This window comes from Ralstonia sp. 1B3 (assembly GCF_036631435.1).
Genome location: NZ_JAPNUG010000019.1, coordinates 18,411 through 39,104 on the forward strand (window position 1 = coordinate 18,411; position 20,694 = coordinate 39,104).

10 protein-coding genes and 10 pseudogenes are annotated in these 20,694 nt (G+C 63.4%); 7 read left to right on the plus strand and 13 right to left on the minus strand.

What is annotated here, in order from left to right; all coding sequences use genetic code 11:
* Positions 1–16: 16 nt before the first annotated feature.
* Both OWR21_RS05365 and OWR21_RS05370 read right to left on the minus strand, forming a co-directional pair.
* A pseudogene (locus tag OWR21_RS05365) lies at positions 17–1,433 on the minus strand (sensor histidine kinase).
* Positions 1,430–2,106 (minus strand): annotated as a pseudogene (locus OWR21_RS05370) (response regulator). The pseudogenes OWR21_RS05365 and OWR21_RS05370 overlap by 4 nt, the downstream one beginning before the upstream one ends.
* A gap of 208 nt (positions 2,107–2,314) precedes the next feature.
* On the opposite strand from OWR21_RS05370, the gene OWR21_RS05375 reads away from it, so the two are divergent.
* On the plus strand, positions 2,315–3,388 hold the full coding sequence (locus OWR21_RS05375) for a porin (RefSeq protein ID WP_332394747.1): 1,074 nt from the start codon (positions 2,315–2,317) through the stop codon (positions 3,386–3,388).
* A 75-nt stretch (positions 3,389–3,463) separates the two neighbouring features.
* Here the strand turns inward: OWR21_RS05375 and OWR21_RS05380 are convergent, their stop codons facing one another.
* The 10 genes and pseudogenes from OWR21_RS05380 to OWR21_RS05425 form a co-directional block, all read right to left on the minus strand.
* Positions 3,464–4,099 carry a J domain-containing protein gene (locus OWR21_RS05380; RefSeq protein WP_332394748.1) on the minus strand — a complete coding sequence of 212 codons (636 nt, stop codon included), beginning with the start codon at positions 4,097–4,099 and terminating at the stop codon, positions 3,464–3,466.
* Positions 4,011–4,562, minus strand: coding sequence for a hypothetical protein (locus OWR21_RS05385; RefSeq protein WP_332394749.1), 552 nt, complete (start codon positions 4,560–4,562; stop codon positions 4,011–4,013). Before OWR21_RS05385 ends, OWR21_RS05380 begins: the two co-directional genes overlap by 89 nt.
* Positions 4,563–4,623: 61 nt before the next feature.
* Complete coding sequence (locus tag OWR21_RS05390; RefSeq protein ID WP_102067261.1) at positions 4,624–5,418, minus strand: ABC transporter ATP-binding protein; 795 nt, start codon at positions 5,416–5,418, stop codon at positions 4,624–4,626.
* A 1-nt stretch (position 5,419) separates the two neighbouring features.
* A pseudogene (locus OWR21_RS05395) lies at positions 5,420–6,327 on the minus strand (ABC transporter permease).
* 176 nt (positions 6,328–6,503) lie between these two features.
* Complete coding sequence (locus OWR21_RS05400; RefSeq protein ID WP_147214101.1) at positions 6,504–7,484, minus strand: ABC transporter substrate-binding protein; 981 nt, start codon at positions 7,482–7,484, stop codon at positions 6,504–6,506.
* A 289-nt stretch (positions 7,485–7,773) separates the two neighbouring features.
* A complete protein-coding gene (locus OWR21_RS05405; protein ID WP_147214102.1) occupies positions 7,774–8,571 on the minus strand; it encodes a peptidylprolyl isomerase in 798 nt (265 codons plus the stop codon).
* 42 nt (positions 8,572–8,613) lie between these two features.
* A pseudogene (locus OWR21_RS05410) lies at positions 8,614–8,885 on the minus strand (BolA family protein).
* Positions 8,885–9,457, minus strand: a complete 573-nt coding sequence (locus tag OWR21_RS05415) for a septation protein A (RefSeq protein ID WP_316887870.1) — start codon at positions 9,455–9,457, stop codon at positions 8,885–8,887. Before OWR21_RS05415 ends, OWR21_RS05410 begins: the two are co-directional and overlap by 1 nt.
* A 43-nt stretch (positions 9,458–9,500) precedes the next feature.
* Complete coding sequence (gene msrB, locus OWR21_RS05420) at positions 9,501–9,887, minus strand: peptide-methionine (R)-S-oxide reductase MsrB (RefSeq protein WP_027681409.1); 387 nt, start codon at positions 9,885–9,887, stop codon at positions 9,501–9,503.
* 157 nt (positions 9,888–10,044) lie between these two features.
* Positions 10,045–11,630, minus strand: a pseudogene (locus OWR21_RS05425) (protein adenylyltransferase SelO).
* A gap of 343 nt (positions 11,631–11,973) precedes the next feature.
* Here OWR21_RS05425 and OWR21_RS05430 point away from each other — a divergent pair.
* The 6 genes and pseudogenes from OWR21_RS05430 to OWR21_RS05455 all read left to right on the plus strand — a co-directional run bounded on the left by OWR21_RS05430 (position 11,974) and on the right by OWR21_RS05455 (position 18,985).
* Positions 11,974–13,599: pseudogene (locus OWR21_RS05430) on the plus strand (3-(methylthio)propionyl-CoA ligase).
* Between the two features lie 218 nt (positions 13,600–13,817).
* Positions 13,818–15,073 (plus strand): annotated as a pseudogene (locus OWR21_RS05435) (branched-chain amino acid ABC transporter substrate-binding protein).
* Positions 15,074–15,200: 127 nt separating this feature from the next.
* Positions 15,201–16,148 carry a branched-chain amino acid ABC transporter permease gene (locus OWR21_RS05440; protein WP_332394751.1) on the plus strand — a complete coding sequence of 316 codons (948 nt, stop codon included), beginning with the start codon at positions 15,201–15,203 and terminating at the stop codon, positions 16,146–16,148.
* Positions 16,149–17,482, plus strand: a pseudogene (locus OWR21_RS05445) (branched-chain amino acid ABC transporter permease).
* Positions 17,479–18,266 (plus strand): annotated as a pseudogene (locus tag OWR21_RS05450) (ABC transporter ATP-binding protein). Before OWR21_RS05445 ends, OWR21_RS05450 begins: the two co-directional pseudogenes overlap by 4 nt.
* A complete protein-coding gene (locus OWR21_RS05455) occupies positions 18,266–18,985 on the plus strand; it encodes an ABC transporter ATP-binding protein (protein ID WP_012435575.1) in 720 nt (239 codons plus the stop codon). The pseudogene OWR21_RS05450 and the gene OWR21_RS05455 overlap by 1 nt, the downstream one beginning before the upstream one ends.
* A 68-nt stretch (positions 18,986–19,053) precedes the next feature.
* Here OWR21_RS05455 and OWR21_RS05460 read toward each other — a convergent pair.
* Positions 19,054–20,578, minus strand: a pseudogene (locus tag OWR21_RS05460) (amino acid permease).
* Positions 20,579–20,694: the final 116 nt, after the last annotated feature.

Sequence of the window (20,694 nt, forward strand, 5' to 3'; positions counted from 1 at the left end):
GTGCAGCAACCCGTTTTCAGGCTGTCGGCTCTTCAATCAAGGCCAGCGCCAGGTAGACGGAGACGGTCAGCCCGCCGCCGGGCGTTTCCGACAGCGCCACCGTGCCGCCATGCAGGCGGGCAATCTCGCGGACGATCGCCAGGCCAAGGCCGCTGCCGTCGTGGCCTTCCGATGCCGCGCCGCGATAGAAACGGCCGAAGACCGCATCGCGCTCGGGCACGGCAATGCCGGGGCCGTCGTCTTCCACTTGCAGCACGGCCTGCTCGCCGAGCATCGCCATCGCCTGCCGCTTGACCCGCAGCGTGACGCGCGCCCCGTTGCCTGCATAAAGGATGGCGTTGTCGAGCAGGTTGCCGATCAGCTCCTGGAGCCATTGGGATTCGCCCGCCACCGTCACGGGTTCGCCTTCAAAGCCGAGGTCCACGCCGGATCGGCGCGCAACGGGTGCCAGTTCCAGCGCGACATCGCCGGCCAGGGTGTCCAGGCGTAGCGGCTGGAGTTGTGGGGCGTAGCCGCTGTCGGTCTCCAGGCGCGAGAGCGACAGCAGTTGCTGCACGCCGCGCGCGGCCTGGCGCACGGTGCCGTGCAGCGGCTCAAGGTGGCGGCGGATGCGTTCTCCATCGGGCTCGCGCAGGGCCAGTTCGGACTGCGCCTGGATCACGGCCAGCGGCGTCTTCAATTGATGTGCGGCGTCGGCAAAGAAGCGCTTGCGGGCCTGCACCATGCGCAGCAGGCGCGCCACGTACTGATTGATGGCCTCGACCAGCGGCGCGACCTCTGCCGGCAGGCCTTGCTGCGGTAGCGGCGCAAGCTCATCGGTGCCGCGGCCGGCCACGGTTTCGCTCAACTGCCGCAGCGGCCGCAAGCCGCGCCGCACCCCCAGCCAAACGATGCCCACGGCCAACACCACCAGCAGCACTTCCTGCTGCAAGGAGCCCGCCAGGATCTCGTGCGCCAGCGCCTCGCGCGGCTCCAGCGTTTCACCCACCAGCAGCCAGATGACCTGCGTTTCGGCCGACTGCGCATCGCGCACCGGCAGCGGCTGCGCGGCCATGCGCACCTGCATGCCGCGAAACAGCGCGTCGTAAAAGACGGTGCGATACGGCGTGGGGCGCCGGCCGCCCGGCATGGGCAGACCGTCGTAGCCGGTGAGCGTGCCGCCGCCGGCATCGACCATCCGGTAGAAGATGCTGCTGCCCGTTTCCGATTCGAGAATGTCCAGCGCGAGGTAGGGCAGGTCGATGGCGAATTGCTTGTTGCGCAGTCGCACGCCTTCGCGCATGGCCTTGAGCGAGGCTTCGAGCGTGCGGTCGAACGCGGCGTTGGCGGCCGTCATGGCGCGCGTAAGTCAGCCACGCATCGAGCGCGAGCAACCCCAGCAGCGGCAGCAGCAGCCAGAACGAAAGCTGCCGGCGCAGGCTCGACGGGTTCATGGCGCAGCGCCTTCCGTGGCTTCCAGCAGATACCCGAGCCCGCGCAGCATGACGATGGCGACGCCGCTGCCGTCGAGCTTCTTGCGCAGGCGGTGCACGTAGATCTCGATGGCGTCGGCGTTGACGGATTCGTTGATGCTGAAGATCTTTTCCGAGATGGCGGCCTTGTTGACGGCGCGGCCGTCGCGCAGCATCAGCACTTCCAGCACGGCGCGCTCGCGGCCGGTGAGGGCGAGCAGTTCGCCGTGGAGCGTGAAGGCGCCGCTGATGCCGTCGTAGTGCAGCGGGCCGCATTGCAGCTGCGTGCTTTCGTGGCCGTGGCTGCGTCGGATCAGCGCCCGGGCGCGGGCTTCAACTTCGGTGAGGTCGAACGGTTTCGCAAGGTAATCGTCAGCCCCGAGGTTGAGGCCGCGCACGCGTTCACCGCGCCATGTGCGGTCAGGATCATCACCGGCAGCGGGTTCTTGCGCGCGCGCAAGCGGCGCAGCACCTCCAGCCCGTCGAGCCGGGGCAGGCCAATGTCGAGAATGGCCAGCGCGTAGTCCTGCGTGGTGAGCAGCAAGTCGGCCGCGTGGCCGTCATGCACGCAATCGACCGTGAAGCCGGCCTGGCCCAGGGCTTCTTCCAGCGTGCTGGCCAGCTTCAGGTTGTCTTCCACCAACAGGATGCGCATATCGGGACGTCTCTCAATCAGCCGCAGAGGAATACAGACATCGCCGCATGTTTTGAAGCTAGGGAAACCCCCGAGAACGCCGCGACACAGCCCGGCAAATTCCCGTCAATCGAAAGTGAACTGAAAGTGCGCCCCTCATACGATCCGTCCCGCCCAAAGGCCCTGTGACTGAGGCTTTTGCGCAAGGACAACGAATAAGGGAGACCAGATGAACAAGACTTCGATGGCGCTGGCGGTGGTTGCGTTCGCCACCGCGACGACGGCCGGCACGGCCGCCGCACAATCGTCCAACGTGACCCTGTACGGGATCATGGATTCGGGCATCGAGTACGTGAACCACGCCGGCCCGAACGGCGGCAGCGCCACGCGCCTCGTCTCGGGCGGCAAGAACACATCGCGCTGGGGCATGCGCGGCACCGAAGACCTGGGCGGCGGCCTGAAGGCTGTCTTCAACCTGGAAAGCGGCATCGCCATCGACACCGGCAAGCTCGACACCGACAACACGCTGTTCGACCGCCGCGCGGTGGTGGGGCTGGCGGGCGGCTTCGGCCAGGTGGTCGCCGGTCGCACCTTCACCACGACGTACGACTTCATGCTGCCGTACGACCCGATGGGCTACGCGCCGAACTACTCGTGGGCGACCTCGTCCACGGCAACGGGCGACCGCAAGGATGGCCTGTTCTCGCGCGCTTCCAACGCCGTGCGCTATGACGGCACGTTTGGCGGCCTGAAGCTGGGCGCCACCGTGGGCTTTGGCGAGGCAGCGGGCAACTTCAAGAGCAGCTCCAAGTACGACCTGGGCGTCGGCTACAGCGTGGGCGGCTTCTCGGCAGCCGTCACGTGGGATCGCCAGAACGGCGCAGGCACCAGCACCACGCCAGCAGACACGACCGATTACATCCAGGGCATTCACGCCGGCGCCAGCTACGACTTCGGCGCACTGAAGCTGTTCGCGGGCTATCGCAACTACAAGCGCGCGTTCACCACGGCCACCGCCAGCCTGCGCAGCGACATGTATTGGGCGGGTGCCAGCTACGACGTGACGCCGGCCTTCACGCTGTACGGCGCGGTGTACAAGCAGAACATCAAGGACGGCACGGATGCCGATCCGATCCTGTTCTCCGTGCGTGGCCAGTACGCGCTGTCCAAGCGCACGACGGCGTATCTGTCTGCCGGTTATGCCAAAGCCAAGAACGGCCAGAACGTGAGCCTGTCGCGCGACGTGGTGGGTTATGGCAACAACCAGGTCGGTGTGACGGCGGGCCTGCAACACCGCTTCTGATCGGCCGATCGCAGTCAAAAACACGGGCACCTTCGGGTGCCCGTTTTGTTGATTGGCGCGCGGCTCAGCAAGCCATCAGTCGAGCGTGGGGCGGGATTTCAGCATGCGCCGCACGTCGCGGAAATCGTCGAAGGCGGCAAGGTCCTGCTCGATGTTGCGCACCTGTTGGCGCAGCGCTGCGATGTCGAAGTCGAGCTTTTGCAAGACGGCGTCCGGCGGCAGCGCTTCGAACCGCTGATATCCGTACGTGTATCGGAACGTCGTTTCGACACGATGGATCTGCCGGTCCAGCTCCCGCACCTGGTCTTTCAGGATCTGGTTGTAGTGCGTCAGCCGCGCTTCGTTGATCCGGTTGATCGAATGCTGGTCGATGTGCTCCAGCTCAAGCTGCAATTCCAGTAGTTGCAGCAGGTTGTTCTTGTCGTAGGCCTCGTTGACGCGCTGCATGAGCCGCGTCTTGCGCTCGCGCTCCTGCGGATCGGTTTCGCGGTCGGGGTGCAGGGCGCTGGCGAGCTTGCGATAGACCTCGCGAATGGACAGGGTGACCTGCGCCTGTTCGTCTTCTTCCCGCGCTTCTGCCGCAAGCTGCTTCGGAGATTTCTTTCGCGCGGCCCGACGGGCTTTACGTTTTGTTGCGGCGGCGGCCTTTTTCAGCCCGTTGCGCGAGGTGCTCGCGGGCGCGTTGCAGTAGCGCCTCTTCCGAATGCACATCAGCGTCGTCGCCCAGGCCGACGCCGAGTGCGGCCTCCAGCCTTGCCTTCATCTCCGCGGCTTGCATTGCGGCTTCCCGGTCGAAGTCCGTGCTGCTGTACTTGTTGTAGAGCGCCTTCAGGCTCGCGTCTTCATCGATCAAGTCTCGTGCGAGATCGATGATGAGCGCGGAGATCTTGCGGCGTTCGGCCTTGGTGAAGGCATCGTGCTCGTAGACCTGGTCCAGGCGGCGCACAAAGCGGATCTGCAATGCGATGCGGCTACGCTCCAGCGGCAAGAATTCGCCGGCATATCGGCCCTGGAACTGAACGGTAGCCGTCTCCCAGTCCGCCAGCCGCTTGCGCCGATTCTCGATCTGCTTGATCAGTGCGTTGAACGCTCGCTGGCCTTTTGACAGCGTCGGCGAATCGTCCGCGTGCGGATTGGGCGCGATGCTGATGGCAGGGCGGTGGGCCTTGGTCATGGAGCGGAAATGTCGCGGGCTCCGCTAAGGGAGCCCGTCGATGTGATGTTGATGCGATGGATCAGCCCAGCAACAGCGCGTCGTCGTCCACCTTGGCACCGCGCGTTTCCTCGAACTTCTGCAGCAGGTGCGGCACGTCTAGGCCGCGGCGTTCTTCGCCTTGCACGTCGAGGATCACGTTGCCCTGGTGCAGCATCACCGTGCGATCGCCGTAGTCGAGCGCCTGGCGCATGGAGTGCGTCACCATCATCGTCGTCAGCTTGCTCTCCGAGACGATCTTGGCGGTCAGCTCCAGCACGAAGGCGGCCGTTTTCGGGTCCAGCGCGGCGGTGTGCTCATCCAGCAGCAGGATGCGCGACGGCTGCAGCGAGGCCATCAGCAGGCTCACGGCCTGGCGCTGGCCACCCGAGAGCAGGCCGATGCGATCGGTCAGGCGGTTTTCCAGACCGAGGTCCAGTCGGCGAAGTTGCTCACGGAAGATCTCGCGCCACTTGCGGTTGGTGGCGAACGAGAAACCGCGACGTTGCCCGCGGCACATGGCCAGCGACATGTTCTCTTCGATGGTCAGGTTTTCGCAGGTGCCGGCCATCGGATCCTGGAACACGCGGGCGACCTTGTCGGCACGTTGCCACGCGGTCTTGCGCGTGACGTCTTCACCGTCGATCGTGATGCGGCCGGAGTCGACCAGCTGGTCGCCGCTGATGGAGTTCAGGAACGTCGACTTGCCGGCCCCGTTGGAGCCGATCACGGCGACGAACTGGCCCGCCGGAATGTCCAGCGACAGGCCGCGCAGCGCGCGCGTCTCGATGGGCGTGCCGGGGTTGAAGGTGAGGGTGAGTCCTTGTGCGCTCAGCATGTCAGTTCCCCTTGGTACCGTTCTTGGCCAGCTTGCCGAACACCTTCCGGCGTACACCGGGAAGCACGAGCGCGATCACCACCAGCGCGGCGGTCACCATGTTCAGGTCCTGCGCCTGCAGGCCGATGAAATCGCTGTTGAGCGCGAGGGCGATGAAGAAGCGATACAGGATCGCGCCCACCACCACGGCCAGCGTGGTCAGCACCAGGCGGCGTGCGGGAGCACGGTCTCGCCGATGATGACGGCGGCCAAGCCGATGACGATGGTGCCAATGCCCATCGACACATCTGCGCCGCCCTGCGTTTGCGCGTACAGCGCACCAGCAAGCGCCACCAGTGCGTTGGACAGCGCCATGCCGGCCAGCGTGGCCGCGCCAGTGGCGACGCCCTGCGCGCGGGCCATGCGCGGGTTGGCACCGGTCGCGCGCAGCGACAGGCCGATCTGCGTCGAGAAGAACCAGTCCACCAGCAGCTTGACGACCACCACGACCACACCCAGCAGCACCGGGCGGAATACGTAGTCGGGCATCCACTCCGGCTGCAGCAGCGAGAAGATCGTCGGCTCGGAGATGAGCGGCACGTTCGGTTTACCCATGATGCGCAGGTTGACCGAGTAGAGCGCAATCATCATCAGGATACTGGCGAGCAGATCCATGATCTTCAGGCGCACGTTGAGCCAGCCGGTGATGAAACCGGCAACCGCACCGGCCAGCGTGCCGCCCAGCGTCGACATGAACGGATCGTGTCCGCCCGCGATGAGCGTGGCTGCCACGGCGCCGCCCATCGGGAAGCTGCCGTCGACTGTGAGGTCAGGGAAATTGAGGATGCGGAAGGAGATCAGCACCCCGAGCGCCACAAGACTGAAGATCAGACCGATCTCCAGGGCGCCGAGCAATGAAAACAGTGACATGACGGAATAGGGCGCGGTGGTCGGGCACCGGCCGGTGTGCAATGAACGGGGACGCTTTTCGGGTAGGAGCGTAAGCGCCCGGCCATTATGCGGCGGATAGCCACGTTGCGGCTCGGGCAGCCAGACCCGCGCCAGGTCGGCTCCGTCGGGCGGAGGCCGGCCCGGCGCCTTGCGAGTTACTTGATGACTTCCTTGGCGTCCTTCAGCAGATCGGCCGACAGGGTCGCGCCTTGCTTCTTGGCGGCGCCTTCGTTCACGAACAGCTCCAGGTCGGTGCTGCCGGCCGAGGCAATCGCGCCCGGCTTCTCACCCTTCAGGATGCGGGCGACGACCTTGCCGGTCTGCTGGCCCAGCTTGTAATAGTTGATGCCCAGTGCAGCGATGGCGCCGCGCTTGACGCTGTCGGTATCGCCGGCCACCAACGGGATCTTCGCTTCGTTGGCCACCTTCACCAGCGATTCGTACGCTGACACCACGTTATTGTCGGTGTTCGTGTAGATCACGTCGACTTTGCCGATCAGGTTCTTCGCGGCCGGCGCGATATCCACCGTACGCGGAGCCGCCGACTCCACCAGCGTCATGCCTTGCGCCGACAGCAGCTTCTTTAGCTCGGTGACCACCACGACCGAATTGGCTTCGCCCGGGTTGTAGACCATGCCCACGCGCTTGGCATTCGGCACCACGCGCTTGATCAGGGCGATCTGCTTGTCCAGCGGCAGCTTGTCCGACACGCCGGTCACGTTGGTGCCGGTCGGCTCCCAGCTCTTGACCAGTTGTGCGGCGACAGGATCCGTCACGCCCGAATACACGACGGGGATCGACTTGGTGGCAGCCACAACGGCCTGCGCCGACGGCGTGGCGATGGCAACGATGGCGTCCGGCTTGTCGCCGATGAACTTGCGGGCGATCTGCGCAGCGGTGGCCGTGCTGCCCTGCGCGCTCTGGTATTCCCACTTCAGGTTCTTGCCTGCGTCAAAGCCTTCGGCCTTGAGCTGTTCCTTGGCGCCGTCGCGGATGGCGTCGAGCGCCGGGTGCTCAACGATGGCCAGCACTTCGACCGACTTGGTGGCCTGGGCCAGTGCCGGTGCGGCTTGCAGCAGGGCCATCGGAATGGCGGCGAGCGCCGCAATGCGCAAGGCGTGCTTGAACGTGGACATAAGGATCTCCTGTTTCCTTTTGGGTGGTTTCGCTCTGGCGGCGAGCGGGATGTGCCCGTGCCGGCGTGGTTGGTTTTTCAGACTCTGTTGATGCGTGAGTGCACCGAAGCAGTGCAATGTCGGCGCACGTGGGCGCACATTATGGGACAAATCGCACTGCTTTTCAGCAAACACTTCAAAAGAACTCGGGGGTGCCGGTGGGGTATTCCGGTTGCGTGCAATGCAACCCGGCCATCAAATCAAAAAGGGGCACGTGGCCCCTTTTTTCACTGCCCCAACGGGCGGCTGCTTACTGGATCTTTGCTTTTTCGCGCAGCTCTTTCAGCATCGCCTGGAACTTGCTGCGTTGCCAGTTCTGGTCGCCCATCATCATCTCGAGCAGCTGCGGCTTGACGTCTTCGTACGATGGGATCTTGGCGTCGCGCGTGTCATCCAGGCGGATCACGTGCCAGCCGAATTGCGTCTTGACCGGCGTTTGCGTGATCTGGCCCTTCTTCAGGCCGGTGAGCGCGGCCGAGAATTCCGGCACGTAGGTGCCCGGATTTGCCCAGTCCAGATCGCCGCCGTTCGCGCCCGATCCCTTGTCCTTCGATTGCGCCTTGGCGATGTCTTCAAACTTCGCGCCGGCCTTCAGCTTGGCGATGATGGCCTTGGCGTCGGCTTCCTTGTCCACGAGGATGTGGTGGGCGTGGTATTCCTTGCCGTTGCCGAACTGCGCCTTGATCTTGTCGTACTGCTTGTGCAGTTCGTCTTCGGTGGCGGGGCTGTTCTTGACGTAGTCCTCGAACTCGGCGGCCACGAGCACGTTCAGGCGGGCCGAAGCGAGTTGCTCTTGAACGTCGTCGCGCTCCAGCAGACCGCGCTTGGCGGCGTCCTGCTCGATCAGTTCACGGTCGACCAGCATGTCGCGGGCCTTGGCACGCAGCTCAGGCGATTCGGGCTGGCCCGACTTCTTGATCAGCGCGTCCACCTTGGCGCTCGGAATGGCTTTGCCGTTGACCACCGCGGCATTCTGCGCCATGGCGGGAGCAACGGTCGCAGCAAAGGCAACAGCCAGCAGGCTGGCAGTGAGGCTGGAAATCTTCATGGGATTGCGTTCGAGGGAAGGACGAGTGAGCGTGGAATGCGCTTACGTGTTTTCTTCGGGAGTGACCGCGCGAATCGCCAGGGCATGAATTGCCGCCGGCCACAGCGTGTGCAGCGCATCATACACCATGCGATGACGCGCCAAACGGTTCTTGCCGGCAAAGGCCGCGCTGACGATTTCGACGTTGTAATGCCCGCCGCCGGAGGCGCGCCGGCGTGTCCGGCGTGCTTGGCGCTGTCGTCTTCAACGACCAGTTGGACGGGCTGGAAGGCCTCGCGCAGGAGGCGTTCGATTTCTCGCGGATCTGCGGCCATCAGCGGTCGTCTCCGATGTTGGCGTCGTTGGCCGCGTTGGCAGGGCGCTCCTGCATGTGGCGCGCCAGCCAGACACTTTGCGCAAGGATGAACACCACCATCAGGCCCATCGAGCCGAACAGCTTGAAGTTGACCCACACGTCGGTGTCGAAGTTGTAGGCCACGTAGAGGTTCAGGCAGCCCATGATCAGGAAGAAGAGCGCCCACACCAAGTTCAGGCGGCCCCACATCGACTCGGGCAGCGATACCTGCTGCTCCATCATGGCGCGGATGAGGTTTTTGCGAACGAACACCACGCTGCCCAGCAGCACCACGCCAAACAGCCAGTACAGGACCGTCGGCTTCCACTTGATGAAGGTCTCGTTGTGGAAGATGAGCGTGGCGCCGCCAAACACACCGATGATGAGCAGCGACAACCACTGCATGGCGTCGACCTTGCGGTGCTTGAACCACACCCAGGCGATCTGCAGCACGGTGGCGACCATCGCGACGGTGGTCGCCACATAAATACCGGCCACCTTGAAGGCAGCAAAGAACAGGATGACCGGGAACAGATCGAACAGGAATTTCATGCGGGAACGCGCTTGTACGGGCCTTTGCGGGCCATTAGAGAGATCAATCGCCGAATTTTAGCGCAGCCGAGTTGATGCAATACCGCAGCCCGGTAGGTGCAGGGCCATCTTCGAATACGTGGCCGAGATGCGCGCCGCAGTTCTTGCACTGCACTTCAATACGCAACATGCCGTGCGAGCGGTCGGTCTTCTCGGCGATCACCTCGCCGTTGATGGGTTGGAAGTAGCTCGGCCAGCCGCAACCGGCATCAAATTTGGTCGACGATTCAAACAGCGGTGTGCCGCAGCAGACGCAGTTGTAGACGCCGCGCTCCCAGTGGTCCCAGTACTTGCCGGTGAAGGGGCGTTCGGTGGCCGCTTCGCGGGTGACGCGGTATTCGATGTCGGAGAGTTGGTCGCGCCATTCGGCGTCGGATTTCTTGACGGTCATGGTGATGAGACTCCTTGTTGGATTCGGCCACCGCAAGGTGAGAACGTCTGGCGGCTGATGTTGTTTGTCGCGCTGCGGCGGCAATCCTGACAGGCGCGGATTAGAGCACGGTGTCAGTTCCGGCACATCACGCGTGCCCGCATCTCGACATACCGGATCACGACGAGCAGCTCACTTCCAATGACGATGCCCAGTCCGGCGCCGGCTGTGCGTAGTGCTCGAAGCCGGGGTGGTCGTCGAAGGGGCGGGCCAGCACGGCGCGCAGGTTTTCGACTTCGGAGAAATCCTTTTCCTTGGCGCGGCGGATGGCGATTTCGGCCAGGTGGTTGCGCAGCACGTATTTCGGGTTGACGCGGTACATGGCGGCCGCGCGCTCGTCATCGGATTGCGGTTCGGCCTGCAAGCGCTGGCGATAAGCGGCAAGCCATACGTCTGCGGCGGCGCGGTCGAAGAAATCGCGGACGGTGCGCGCTTCCGCCGCGGCGGGCGTGTCGTCGCGGCGCACCTCGGCGAGGTGGCGGAAGAACAATGTGTAGTCGGCGCGCTCGTTGTGCAGCAGCTTGAACAAGTCGCCGAAGAGTGCCTCGTCTGCGTCCTGTGCGGTGGAGAGGCCGAGCTTGGCGCGATAACGTGCATAGAAGGCTGCGCCGTAGACGTCGCGGTAGGTCAGCAATACGTTTTGCGCGGCGTCGATGGCGGGTTGGGCCTGCCCTTCGTCGCTCAAATTGACGAAAACGTCGGGATCTTCGCCAAACAGCGGCAGCAATGCCTGCGCGAGGCAGAACAGGTTCCAGTAGCCGATCTGCGGCTGCTGCGCGTAGGCGTAGCGGGCGCCGGTGTCGGAGTGGTTGCAGATGTGGTTGGCGTCAAAACCGTCCAGGAAGCCGAACGGTCCGTAGTCGAGCGTGAGGCCGAGGATCGACATGTTGTCAGTGTTCATCACGCCGTGGCAGAAGCCGACGGCCTGCCAGTCGGCCATCAGTTCAGCCGTGCGGCGGGCGAGTTCACGCAGCAGGGCGAGATACGGTTGCGGCTCGCTGCGGCAGGCGGGGTAGAAGCGGTCGATGACGTAATCGGCAAGTGCTCGAAGCTGGGGCAGTTGTTCGCTGGCCGAAAAGTGCTCGAAGTGGCCAAAGCGTACGAACGACGGCGCGAGGCGCGTGACAACGGCGGCGGTTTCGATCTCTTCGCGGCGAATGGGGGCGTCGGCGCCGGTCACGCACAGGGCGCGTGTGGTTGGAATGCCGAGGCCTGCCATGGCTTCCGAGCACAAAAACTCGCGGATGGACGAGCGCAGCACGGCGCGCCCGTCGCCCATACGCGAATACGGCGTACGGCCGGCACCTTTGAGCTGGACTTCGCAGGGGCCTTCGGCGGTCTGCAGCTCGGCCAGCAACAGCGCGCGGCCATCGCCCAGCTGGCCGGCCCACACGCCGAACTGGTGGCCTGAATAGACGGTGGCAAGCGGATCGCTCCAGGGGGCGACGGCGTTACCGGTAAAGACAGCCAGCCCTGCGGGGTGTCAAGTTCCGCCCGCGAGATGCCAAGCGACGCTGCAGCATCTGGCGAAAAACCCACGAGATACGGCGTGCCGATCGGCCCTGAAGGCATGGGCATCGGCGGCAGGCGCGTCAGAAAGCGTTCGCCCAGTGCTGAAAAACCGGCGGCTGCGGCGGGGCGGCCGGGCCAGTCGAAAGGGCTCGCAAGGGAATCGTCAGGCAAGGCGGCAGGGGAGGAAGTCATAGGGTGGGGGGCAGGGCAGGCGGCCGATAGCACAGGAAGCGGCGCAAAAACAGTGCCGAACCTTCAAACGTTGTGCGCTTTGCAGCGCAGCAAAATACGCTTTACGTAGGGGAAAACGCCATGTTGAGACGCAGCAACGCTATCGCGTATTGTACTTGCGAGTAAAGAAAGCTGCAGCCTGCGAACCCTTGCACCACAACGATTCGCACGGTTTTTCAGATGGCCGGGTAAAACATGGGGGCCGATGTGGCAGCGCACAACAATATCCCGTTGACGTGCTTGGCGATCACGGGAACAATCGGCCAAAAATAGAACGGTTGTTCAGTTTTTTCTAGGAGACACCATGGCCCTGATGGGACAAATGATGAGCGCCCCTTTGCTCATCTCGACCATCATCGAACATGCAGCGCGCAATTCCGGTTCGACTGAAGTCGTGTCGCGCCGTGTCGAGGGCGATATCCATCGCACCACGTACCGGCAAGTGCGAGACCGCTCCAAGCAACTGGCAAATGCGCTGGCCGCACTCGGTGTGCAGCCCGGCGAGCGCGTCGGTACGCTGGCCTGGAACGGCTATCGCCACCTTGAAATCTATTACGGCGTGTCTGGTTCGGGCTCGGTGTGCCACACCATCAACCCGCGGCTGTTTCCCGACCAGATCGCCTACATCGTCAATCACGCTGAAGATCAGTACGTCTTCTTCGACCTGACGTTCGTGCCGCTCATCGAGGGCATTGCGCCGCATTGCCCGAACGTGAAGGGCTGGGTGGCAATGACCGATCGCGCGCACATGCCCACCTCCAGTGTGCCGATGCTCTGCTACGAAGAGCTGCTGGACGCGCAAAGCGCCGACTACACTTGGCCGCAGTTCGACGAAAACACCGCAGCCGGCCTGTGCTACACGTCGGGCACCACGGGCAACCCGAAGGGCGCGTTGTATTCGCATCGATCCACGGTGCTGCATTCGTATGCGTCAGCATTGCCTGATGCCTGGGTGCTCGGCGCAGGACGTGATCCTGCCGGTGGTGCCGATGTTCCACGTCAACGCCTGGGGGCTGCCGTATTCGGTGCCGTTGGTGGGTGCCAAGCTGGTCTTCCCGGGGCCGAAATTGGATGGCGCCTCGCTGTATGAGCTGTTCGAGCAGGAGAAGGTGACGTTCTCGGCCGGCGTGCCAACGGTGTGGCTCGGTCTGCTGCAACACGTGCAGGCCAACAAGCTGAAATTTTCGACGTTCCGCCGCACGGTCATCGGTGGTTCCGCAGCGCCTCCGGCCATGATCCGCACGCTCAACGAGCTGGACGTGGAAGTCATCCACGCGTGGGGCATGACGGAGATGTCGCCGCTGGGCACCACGTGCAAGCTGATGGGCAAGCATGCCGATCTGCCGGATGAGGCCAAGCAGCATGTGCTGGAGCGCCAAGGCCGCGCCATCTACGGTGTCGAGATGAAGATCGTCGATGCCGAGGGCCACGAGTTGCCGTGGGATGGCAAGGCTTTCGGCGATCTCTACGTGCGCGGGCCCTGGACCATCCAGAGCTATTACCGCAACGAGGTGTCGCCGCTGGTGGATGGCTGGTTCCCGACAGGCGACGTGGCCAACATCGATGCCGACGGCTACATGCAGATCACCGATCGCAGCAAGGACGTGATCAAGTCGGGCGGCGAATGGATTTCGTCCATCGATGTGGAAAACGTGGCCGCTGCGCACCCCGGCGTGCACATGGCCGCATGCATTTCGTGCCATCACCCGAAGTGGGACGAGCGCCCGTTGCTGGTGGTGATGAAGAAGCCCGGCGTGGAACTCACACGTGAGGAGATGCTCAAGTTCTTCGAAGGCAAGGTTGCCAAGTGGTGGATTCCGGACGACGTGGTGTTCGTCACCGAAATTCCGCTCACGGCCACCGGCAAGATGCAAAGCTCAAGCTGCGCGAGCAGTTCAAGGATTATCAGTTTCCCGCTGTACAGGCTTAGTTAGACATAGAAACCGCCGCCCGTGCAGGGGAGCCACTCCGGCACGAGGACGGCGGACGTAAGACAACCGGATCAGGGCCGGCCGCTGTGTATCGATGACTGATGCAGCGGAATGAAGCCCGGGCGCGTTGCAACCTGGAGACGCAAGCAGCCGCAAGCCCACCAGAGGCACGCGGAGAGTGACTCGCCGGCGGCTCCACCACATGAAGGAGACACGCATGACGAAGTTCCGTCCGTTGGTTGTGGCTGTTGCATGTGTTGCGGCGATCGGTGGGGCAGTTTTGCCTACTGCAGCGTCCGCCGCCGAAACCGTGAAGATCGCCTGGATCGATCCGTTGTCCGGCCTGATGGGCGCACTGGGCCAGAACCAGTTGCGCAGCTGGCAGTACATCGCCGATCTCGCCACGCAGAAGAACTGGGCCGGCGACGGCACCAAGTTCGAAGTGGTGGGCTTCGACAACAAGCTCTCCCGCAGGAGAGCCTGACCGTGCTCAAGCAGGTGGCCGATCAGGGCATCCACTACATCGTGCAGGGCAATGGCTCGAGCGTCGGCATGGCGCTGGAAGACGCCGTGGCCAAGTACAACGAGCGCAATCCGGGCAAGGAAATCATCTACCTGAATTACGCCGCGGTGGACCCGGACATGACGAACAGCAAGTGCAACTATTGGCACTTCCGCCTGGACGCCAACTCCGACATGAAGATGGAAGCGCTGACGAGCTTCCTGGCGAAGGATCCGAAGGTCAAGAAGGTCTACCTGATCAACCAGAACTATTCGTTCGGGCATCAGGTTGCGCGTGCGGCAAAGGAATACCTGAAGCGCAAGCGTCCGGATATCGAGATCGTGGGCGAAGATCTGCACCCGTTGGCGCAGGTGAAAGACTTTTCGCCGTATGTGTCGAAGATCAAATCGTCCGGCGCCGATACCGTCATCACCGGCAACTGGGGCAGCGACCTGGCACTGCTCATCAAGGCCGGCAAGGACGCTGGCCTGAACGCTAACTTCTACACGTACTACGCCTCCACAACCGGGGTGCCGACTGCGATGGGATCCGCCGGCGCCGACCACGTGAAATACGTCGGCTACTGGAACGTCAATAACGAAGGCTACAAGGGCGCCGATATCGTCGAGGGCTACAAGAAGAAGTACAACGACGATTACTACCTCATGGCGTCGTACACCGGCATCGCCATGCTGGCCAAGGCCATCAAGCAGACCAAGTCGGCAGAACCAGCCAAGGTGGCCAAGGCCTTCGAAGGCATGAAGGTCGACAGCCTGAACGGCACCTTCGAGATGCGCGCGTCTGACCACCAGGGCCAGCAGCCGCTCTACATCGCCACCTGGGAAAAAACCAACGGCAAGAACGTCAAGTACGACCAGGAAAACACCGGCTACGGCTGGAAGACCGACGCGGTGCTCGATCAGTACGTCGCGTCGCAGCCGACCTCCTGCCAGATGAAGCGTCCTCAATAACGCGGCAGGTGGTGTGCCGAAGGGCCGCCCGATGCTATCGTGCGGCGATGTTTTAAACGGAGTCCATGGGCCCGCGCTTTGATGCGTGCGGCCCATGCTCCGCCGAATCTGCTGGAAGGGCTGCAGCGTGGAATTTCTAGTCATCAATCTCTTGAACGGCATCAGCTACGGGCTGTTGCTGTTCATGCTGTCTTCGGGCCTGACGCTGATCTTCAGCATGATGGGCGTCCTCAATTTTGCGCATGCCAGCTTCTACATGCTGGGCGCGTATTTCGCCTATGTCGTCAGCGGCTATCTGGGCTTCTGGGCGGCGCTGATCGTGGCACCGCTGCTCGTGGGTGCGCTGGGCGCAGTGGTCGAGCGCTTCGGCCTGCGCACGGTGCACCGCTATGGGCACGTTGCCGAACTCCTGTTCACGTTCGGACTGGCCTATCTCATTGAAGAAGGCGTGAAGCTGGTGTGGGGCTTGCCCGCTGTGCCGTATCGCGTGCCGGACGCACTGGATGGCCCGCTGTTCACGCTGTTCACCTCGTCGTTTCCAAAGTACCGCGCCTTCATGATGCTGGTGTCGCTGCTGATGCTGGTGGGCATCTTCCTGCTGCTGACGCGCACGCGGATCGGGCTCGTCATCCAGGCCGCGCTGACGCATCCGGACATGGTCGAAGCGCTGGGCCACAACGTACCGCGTGTCTTCATGCTGGTGTTCGGTGGCGGTTGCGCGCTGGCCGGCCTGGCAGGCGTGATCGGCGGCAATGCCTTTGTGACCGAGCCCTCGATGGCGGCTGCGGTCGGCTCCATCGTCTTCGTGGTGGCGGTCGTGGGCGGCATGGGATCGCTGGTGGGCGCATTCATTGCATCGCTGCTGATCGGCTGCATCCAGACCTTTGCCGTGACGCTCGATATTTCGGTGACCAGCCTGCTCGGGAAGGTGGGCGTCACGCTCAACCCCGACGTGCCGCTCATCTCGGTCTGGAACCTGACGATTGCGCAAGTCGCACCGGTGCTGCCGTATCTGCTGCTGGTGCTGATGCTGATCTTCCGCCCGCGCGGGCTGATGGGAACGCGGGAGAGCTAAATGGAACGCACCATGCACCAACAAGCGCAACAACAAGCCGCGCTGCCGGCCAACGATCGTGCGCGGACAATGAAGTTCAAGCCGGTCAATCTTGCCCGCTGGCTGCTCTGGGGCACGACGGCACTGGTGATGATCGTGCTGCCGCTCATCTGGCCGCAGGGTTTTGCCATCACGCTGCTCTCGCAGATGGGCATCATGATCATCTTCGCCCTGTCGTACAACATGCTGCTCGGACAGTCCGGCATGCTGTCGTTCGGGCACGCGGTGTATTCCGGTCTGGGCGCCTTCATGGCCGTGCACCTGCTCAACAAGATCGGGGCTGTGCAGACGCTGGGCATCGGCGGCCCGCTCGCCGTGGCGCTGTTGCCGATTGCCGGCGGTCTGGGCGGCGCGCTGTTCGGCGTGATCTTCGGCTACGTCACCACCAAGAAGTCCGGCACGACGTTCGCCATGATCACGCTGGGTATCGGCGAGATGGTGTTCGCCAGCGCCTTGATGTTCCCGGACTTCTTTGGGGGCGAGGGCGGCGTGTCGACCAACCGCAGCATCGGCGAAGGGCTGCTTGGCGTGACGTTTGGCCCGGCGCGGCAGGTGTATTACCTGATCGCCGCGTGGTGCCTGATTTCGATGGCGCTGATGTACGCATGGACGCAGACGCCGCTGGGCCGCATCGCCAACGCGGTGCGCGACAACCCGAGCGCGTGGAATTCATTGGTTACAACACGCAGCGCGTCCGCTTCCTGGTGGTGATTCTGTCGGCGTTCTTCGCGGGCATTGCGGGCGCGCTGTCGTGCATCAACTTCGAGATCGTCACCGCCGAGAACGTGTCGGCCGTGCGCTCGGGCTCGGTGCTGCTCGCGGCATTCATTGGCGGCATGGGCAGCTTCTTCGGGCCGATCATCGGCGCGGTGCTCACGGTGTTCTTCACCGTCGCGCTGTCGGGCATCACGAAGGCATGGCTGCTCTATCTGGGCTTGTTCTTTGTGCTGATGGTCATGTACGCGCCGGGTGGTATCGCCAGTCTTCTGGTCATGCATCTGCCGATCCTGCGGCGCGGCAAGCTCAAGACGCTGCTGCCGGCCTACGGCGTGGCGATCGTGCCGGCGGTCATTCTGCTGATCGCGTTGATTTCCACCGTGGAAATGATCTACGCCGTGCAGGACGAGGCTTCGGGTGGCGTGGCGACGCTGTTCGGCCTGTCGGTTGAACCGAATACCTGGAAGCCGTGGATCGTCGCCGCCGTGTTGTGGCTCGTGGGCGCCTTCGGCCTGCGCGCTGCGGCGGGCAAGCTGCGCGCCGCTTGGGACAACGCATTGCAGGAGCCGCAACCATGAGCCAACCGACATCCGGACCCACCGCAGCGCTCGAGTTGCGCGACGTTCGCAAGCGCTTTGGCGCGACTGAAATCATTCGGGGCGTCAACCTCACCATCGGCAAGGGCGAGCGCCATGCGCTCATCGGCCCGAACGGTGCCGGCAAGTCGACCACGTTCAACCTGATCTCGGGCCGCTTCCCGGCCAGCTCGGGCAGCGTGCGTCTGAACGGCGAAGAGATCAGCGGCCTGGCGCCGTTCGAGATCAACCGCAAGGGCCTGTCGCGCAGCTTTCAGATCACCAACATCTTTCATCGCTTGTCGGTGTTCGAGAACCTGCGCTGCGCGGTGCTTTGGTCCCTCGGCTACAAGTATTCGTTCTGGCACAAGCTGGCCGAATTGCGCGACGCACGCGAACGCGCCGAAGAAGTGCTCGAGCAGATCGGCATGACGCATCGGCGTGATGCCGCCGCAGGCCTGCTGACATACGCCGAGCAACGGGCGCTGGAAATCGGCATCACCATTGCGGGCGGCGCTGACGTGATCCTGTTGGATGAACCGACCGCCGGCATGAGCCGCTCCGAATCCGACCACGCAGTGGACCTCATCCGCAAGGTCACCGTCGGCAAGACGCTGGTGATGGTTGAGCACGACATGAGCGTGGTGTTTGGCCTCGCTGATCGCATCTCGGTGCTCGTCTACGGCGAAGTGATCGCCACCGACACGCCGGAAGCCATTCGCAACAACCGTCGCGTGAAGAGGCCTACCTCGGCACCACGCTGGACGAACCTGCAGGAGCGCATTGATGGCAACGAATACTCCGATGTTGGAGGTGCGCGACCTGCACGCGTACTACGGCAAGAGCCACATCCTGCACGGCGTCGACATGCATGTGGGCGAGGGCGAGATCGTTGCGCTGCTTGGGCGCAACGGCGTCGGGCGTTCGACCCTGGCCAAGTCCATCATGGGCATGGTGCGGCACGAAGGCGAAATTCTGCTGCGCGGCAAGAACGTGAGCGGCCTGCGAACCTTCGAAGTGGCGCACAAGGGCATCGGCTATGTGCCCGAGAACCGGGATATTTTCCCCACGCTGACGGTGCGGCAGAACCTGCTGCTTGGCGAGAAACGCAACCCCAGTCAGCCCAAGCCGCGTTGGCAGGTGGAAGACATGTACCAGATGTTCCCGCGCCTGAAAGAGCGCGAGAACACGGCCGCCGGTGTGCTGTCGGGCGGCGAGCAGCAGATGCTGACGCTGTGCCGCACGCTGATGGGCGATCCCGATTTCATCATCATCGACGAGCCCACCGAAGGTCTTGCGCCGCTGGTCGTGACGCTCGTGGGCGAGTATCTGAAGACGCTCAAGGAGCGGGGGATCTCCGTGCTGCTGGTGGAGCAGAAACTCGCCATTGCCCTCGACATTTCACAGCGGGTGTATGTGATGGGCCACGGGCAGATCGTGTTTGAAGGAACGCCCCAGCAGTTGAAGGCGGACGCCAAGGTCAGGCAGGAGTGGCTGGAGGTTTAAGCGCCGCAGGTCGATTCACGGCGTACAGATGGCCCGCATGGACGACCGTGCGGGCTTTTTTATGGCGGTCAGTTGACGACAGTGCGCGCCGCAGTGGCTTCCGTGGTCGCCTCGGCTTGTTGGAGATGCGCGGCGCTGAACTGCATTTCCGAATACTTCACGAACCGCGTCTTGAACTTCCAGCGGTAAGCCAGCCAGATCAAGACGAACAGGATCACGCCGCAATACGTTGCGATGAAAGCGCCGAAGTTGTCGATCGGCGCAAACAGCGCCTTGGTGTTCTGCCCAAGAATGATCACCACGCACAAGATCGCCACCATGATCGGCCCGAAGGGGAAGAACGGCGACCGATACGCCAGTTGCGCCACGGAGTGCCCTGGCTAGTGAACCCTTGCGAAAGCGGTAGTGCGCCAGCGCAATACCGAACCAGGCAATGAAGCACGTCACCGCGGACGTATTCAGCAGCCACAGGTAGACGACCTGATCGCCAAACAACGAGCTGAAGAAACACAGCGCGCCAACGGCCGACGTGGCGACGAGCGCGCGATGCGGCACGCCGTTGTCCGACACCTTGGCAAACCAGCGCGGCGCCTGCCCTTCGAGCGACAGGTCGTACAGAATCCGCGTCGACACATAGAGGCTCGACGTGCCGGACGACAGCAGCGCGGTCAGCACCACCGCATTCATCATCCCGGCCGCAAATGGGAGGCCCGCATGCTGGAACACCAGCGCAAACGGGCTGACGCCGACGTCCGTCGCTTCATTGCGCAGCAGATTCGGGTCGGTGTACGGCAGCAACACGCCGATGATCAGGATTGCCAGCACGTAGAACAGCAGAATGCGCCAGAACGTCTGGCGGATGGCGCGCGGGATCGTGCGGGAGGGGTTCTCTGCCTCGCCTGCGGCCACGCCGATGGTTTCGACGCCCTGAAATGAGAACCCGGCAATCATCGCTACCCCGACCATGGCAGGCACACCGCCTACGAACGGTGCCTCGCCCACGGTGAAGTTCTGCCAACCCGATTGCGGCCCGCCGTGCATGATGCCGAAGATCATCGCCAGGCCGATCAGCAGGAACACGACGATGGTCACCACCTTGATCATCGAGAACCAGTATTCCGCCTCGCCAAAGCCGCGCACGGAAAAGGCGTTGAGCCCAAACATCAGTAGCAGGAATGCGGCGCTCCAGACCATGCCGGACACGCCCGGGAACCAGTACTTCATCACGAGTTGCGCGGCGGCCAGTTCAACGGCAACGGACACGGCCAGCGCAAACCAGTAATTCCATCCCAGCGCAAAGCCGAAGCCTTCTTCAACATACAGGCGGCTGTACGTCACGAACGAGCCCGAGACCGGCAGATGCACCGCCAATTCGCCAAGACTCGTCATCAGGCAATAGACCATCACGCCGATCAGCGTGTAGGTCAGCAGTGCGCCGCCGGGGCCAGCTTGCGCAATGGACGCGCCGGATGCGACGAACAGCCCCGTGCCGATGGCGCCGCCCAGGGCGATCATCATCAGGTGGCGCGAGCGCAGGCGTCGGCGCAGTTCGGATTGGGCTTCGAGGCCGGTGGGGGTGATGGGTGTATGCATAGCCGGTGGCGCCGGAGCGGGCGCCCCAATAAAAACGCCGGCCGGATGCTGTGCAAGCGGCTGGCGGAGCGGGTGTAGTTACTGCGTGCGGTTCGGGACGGTCGGCAGTTCGGGAC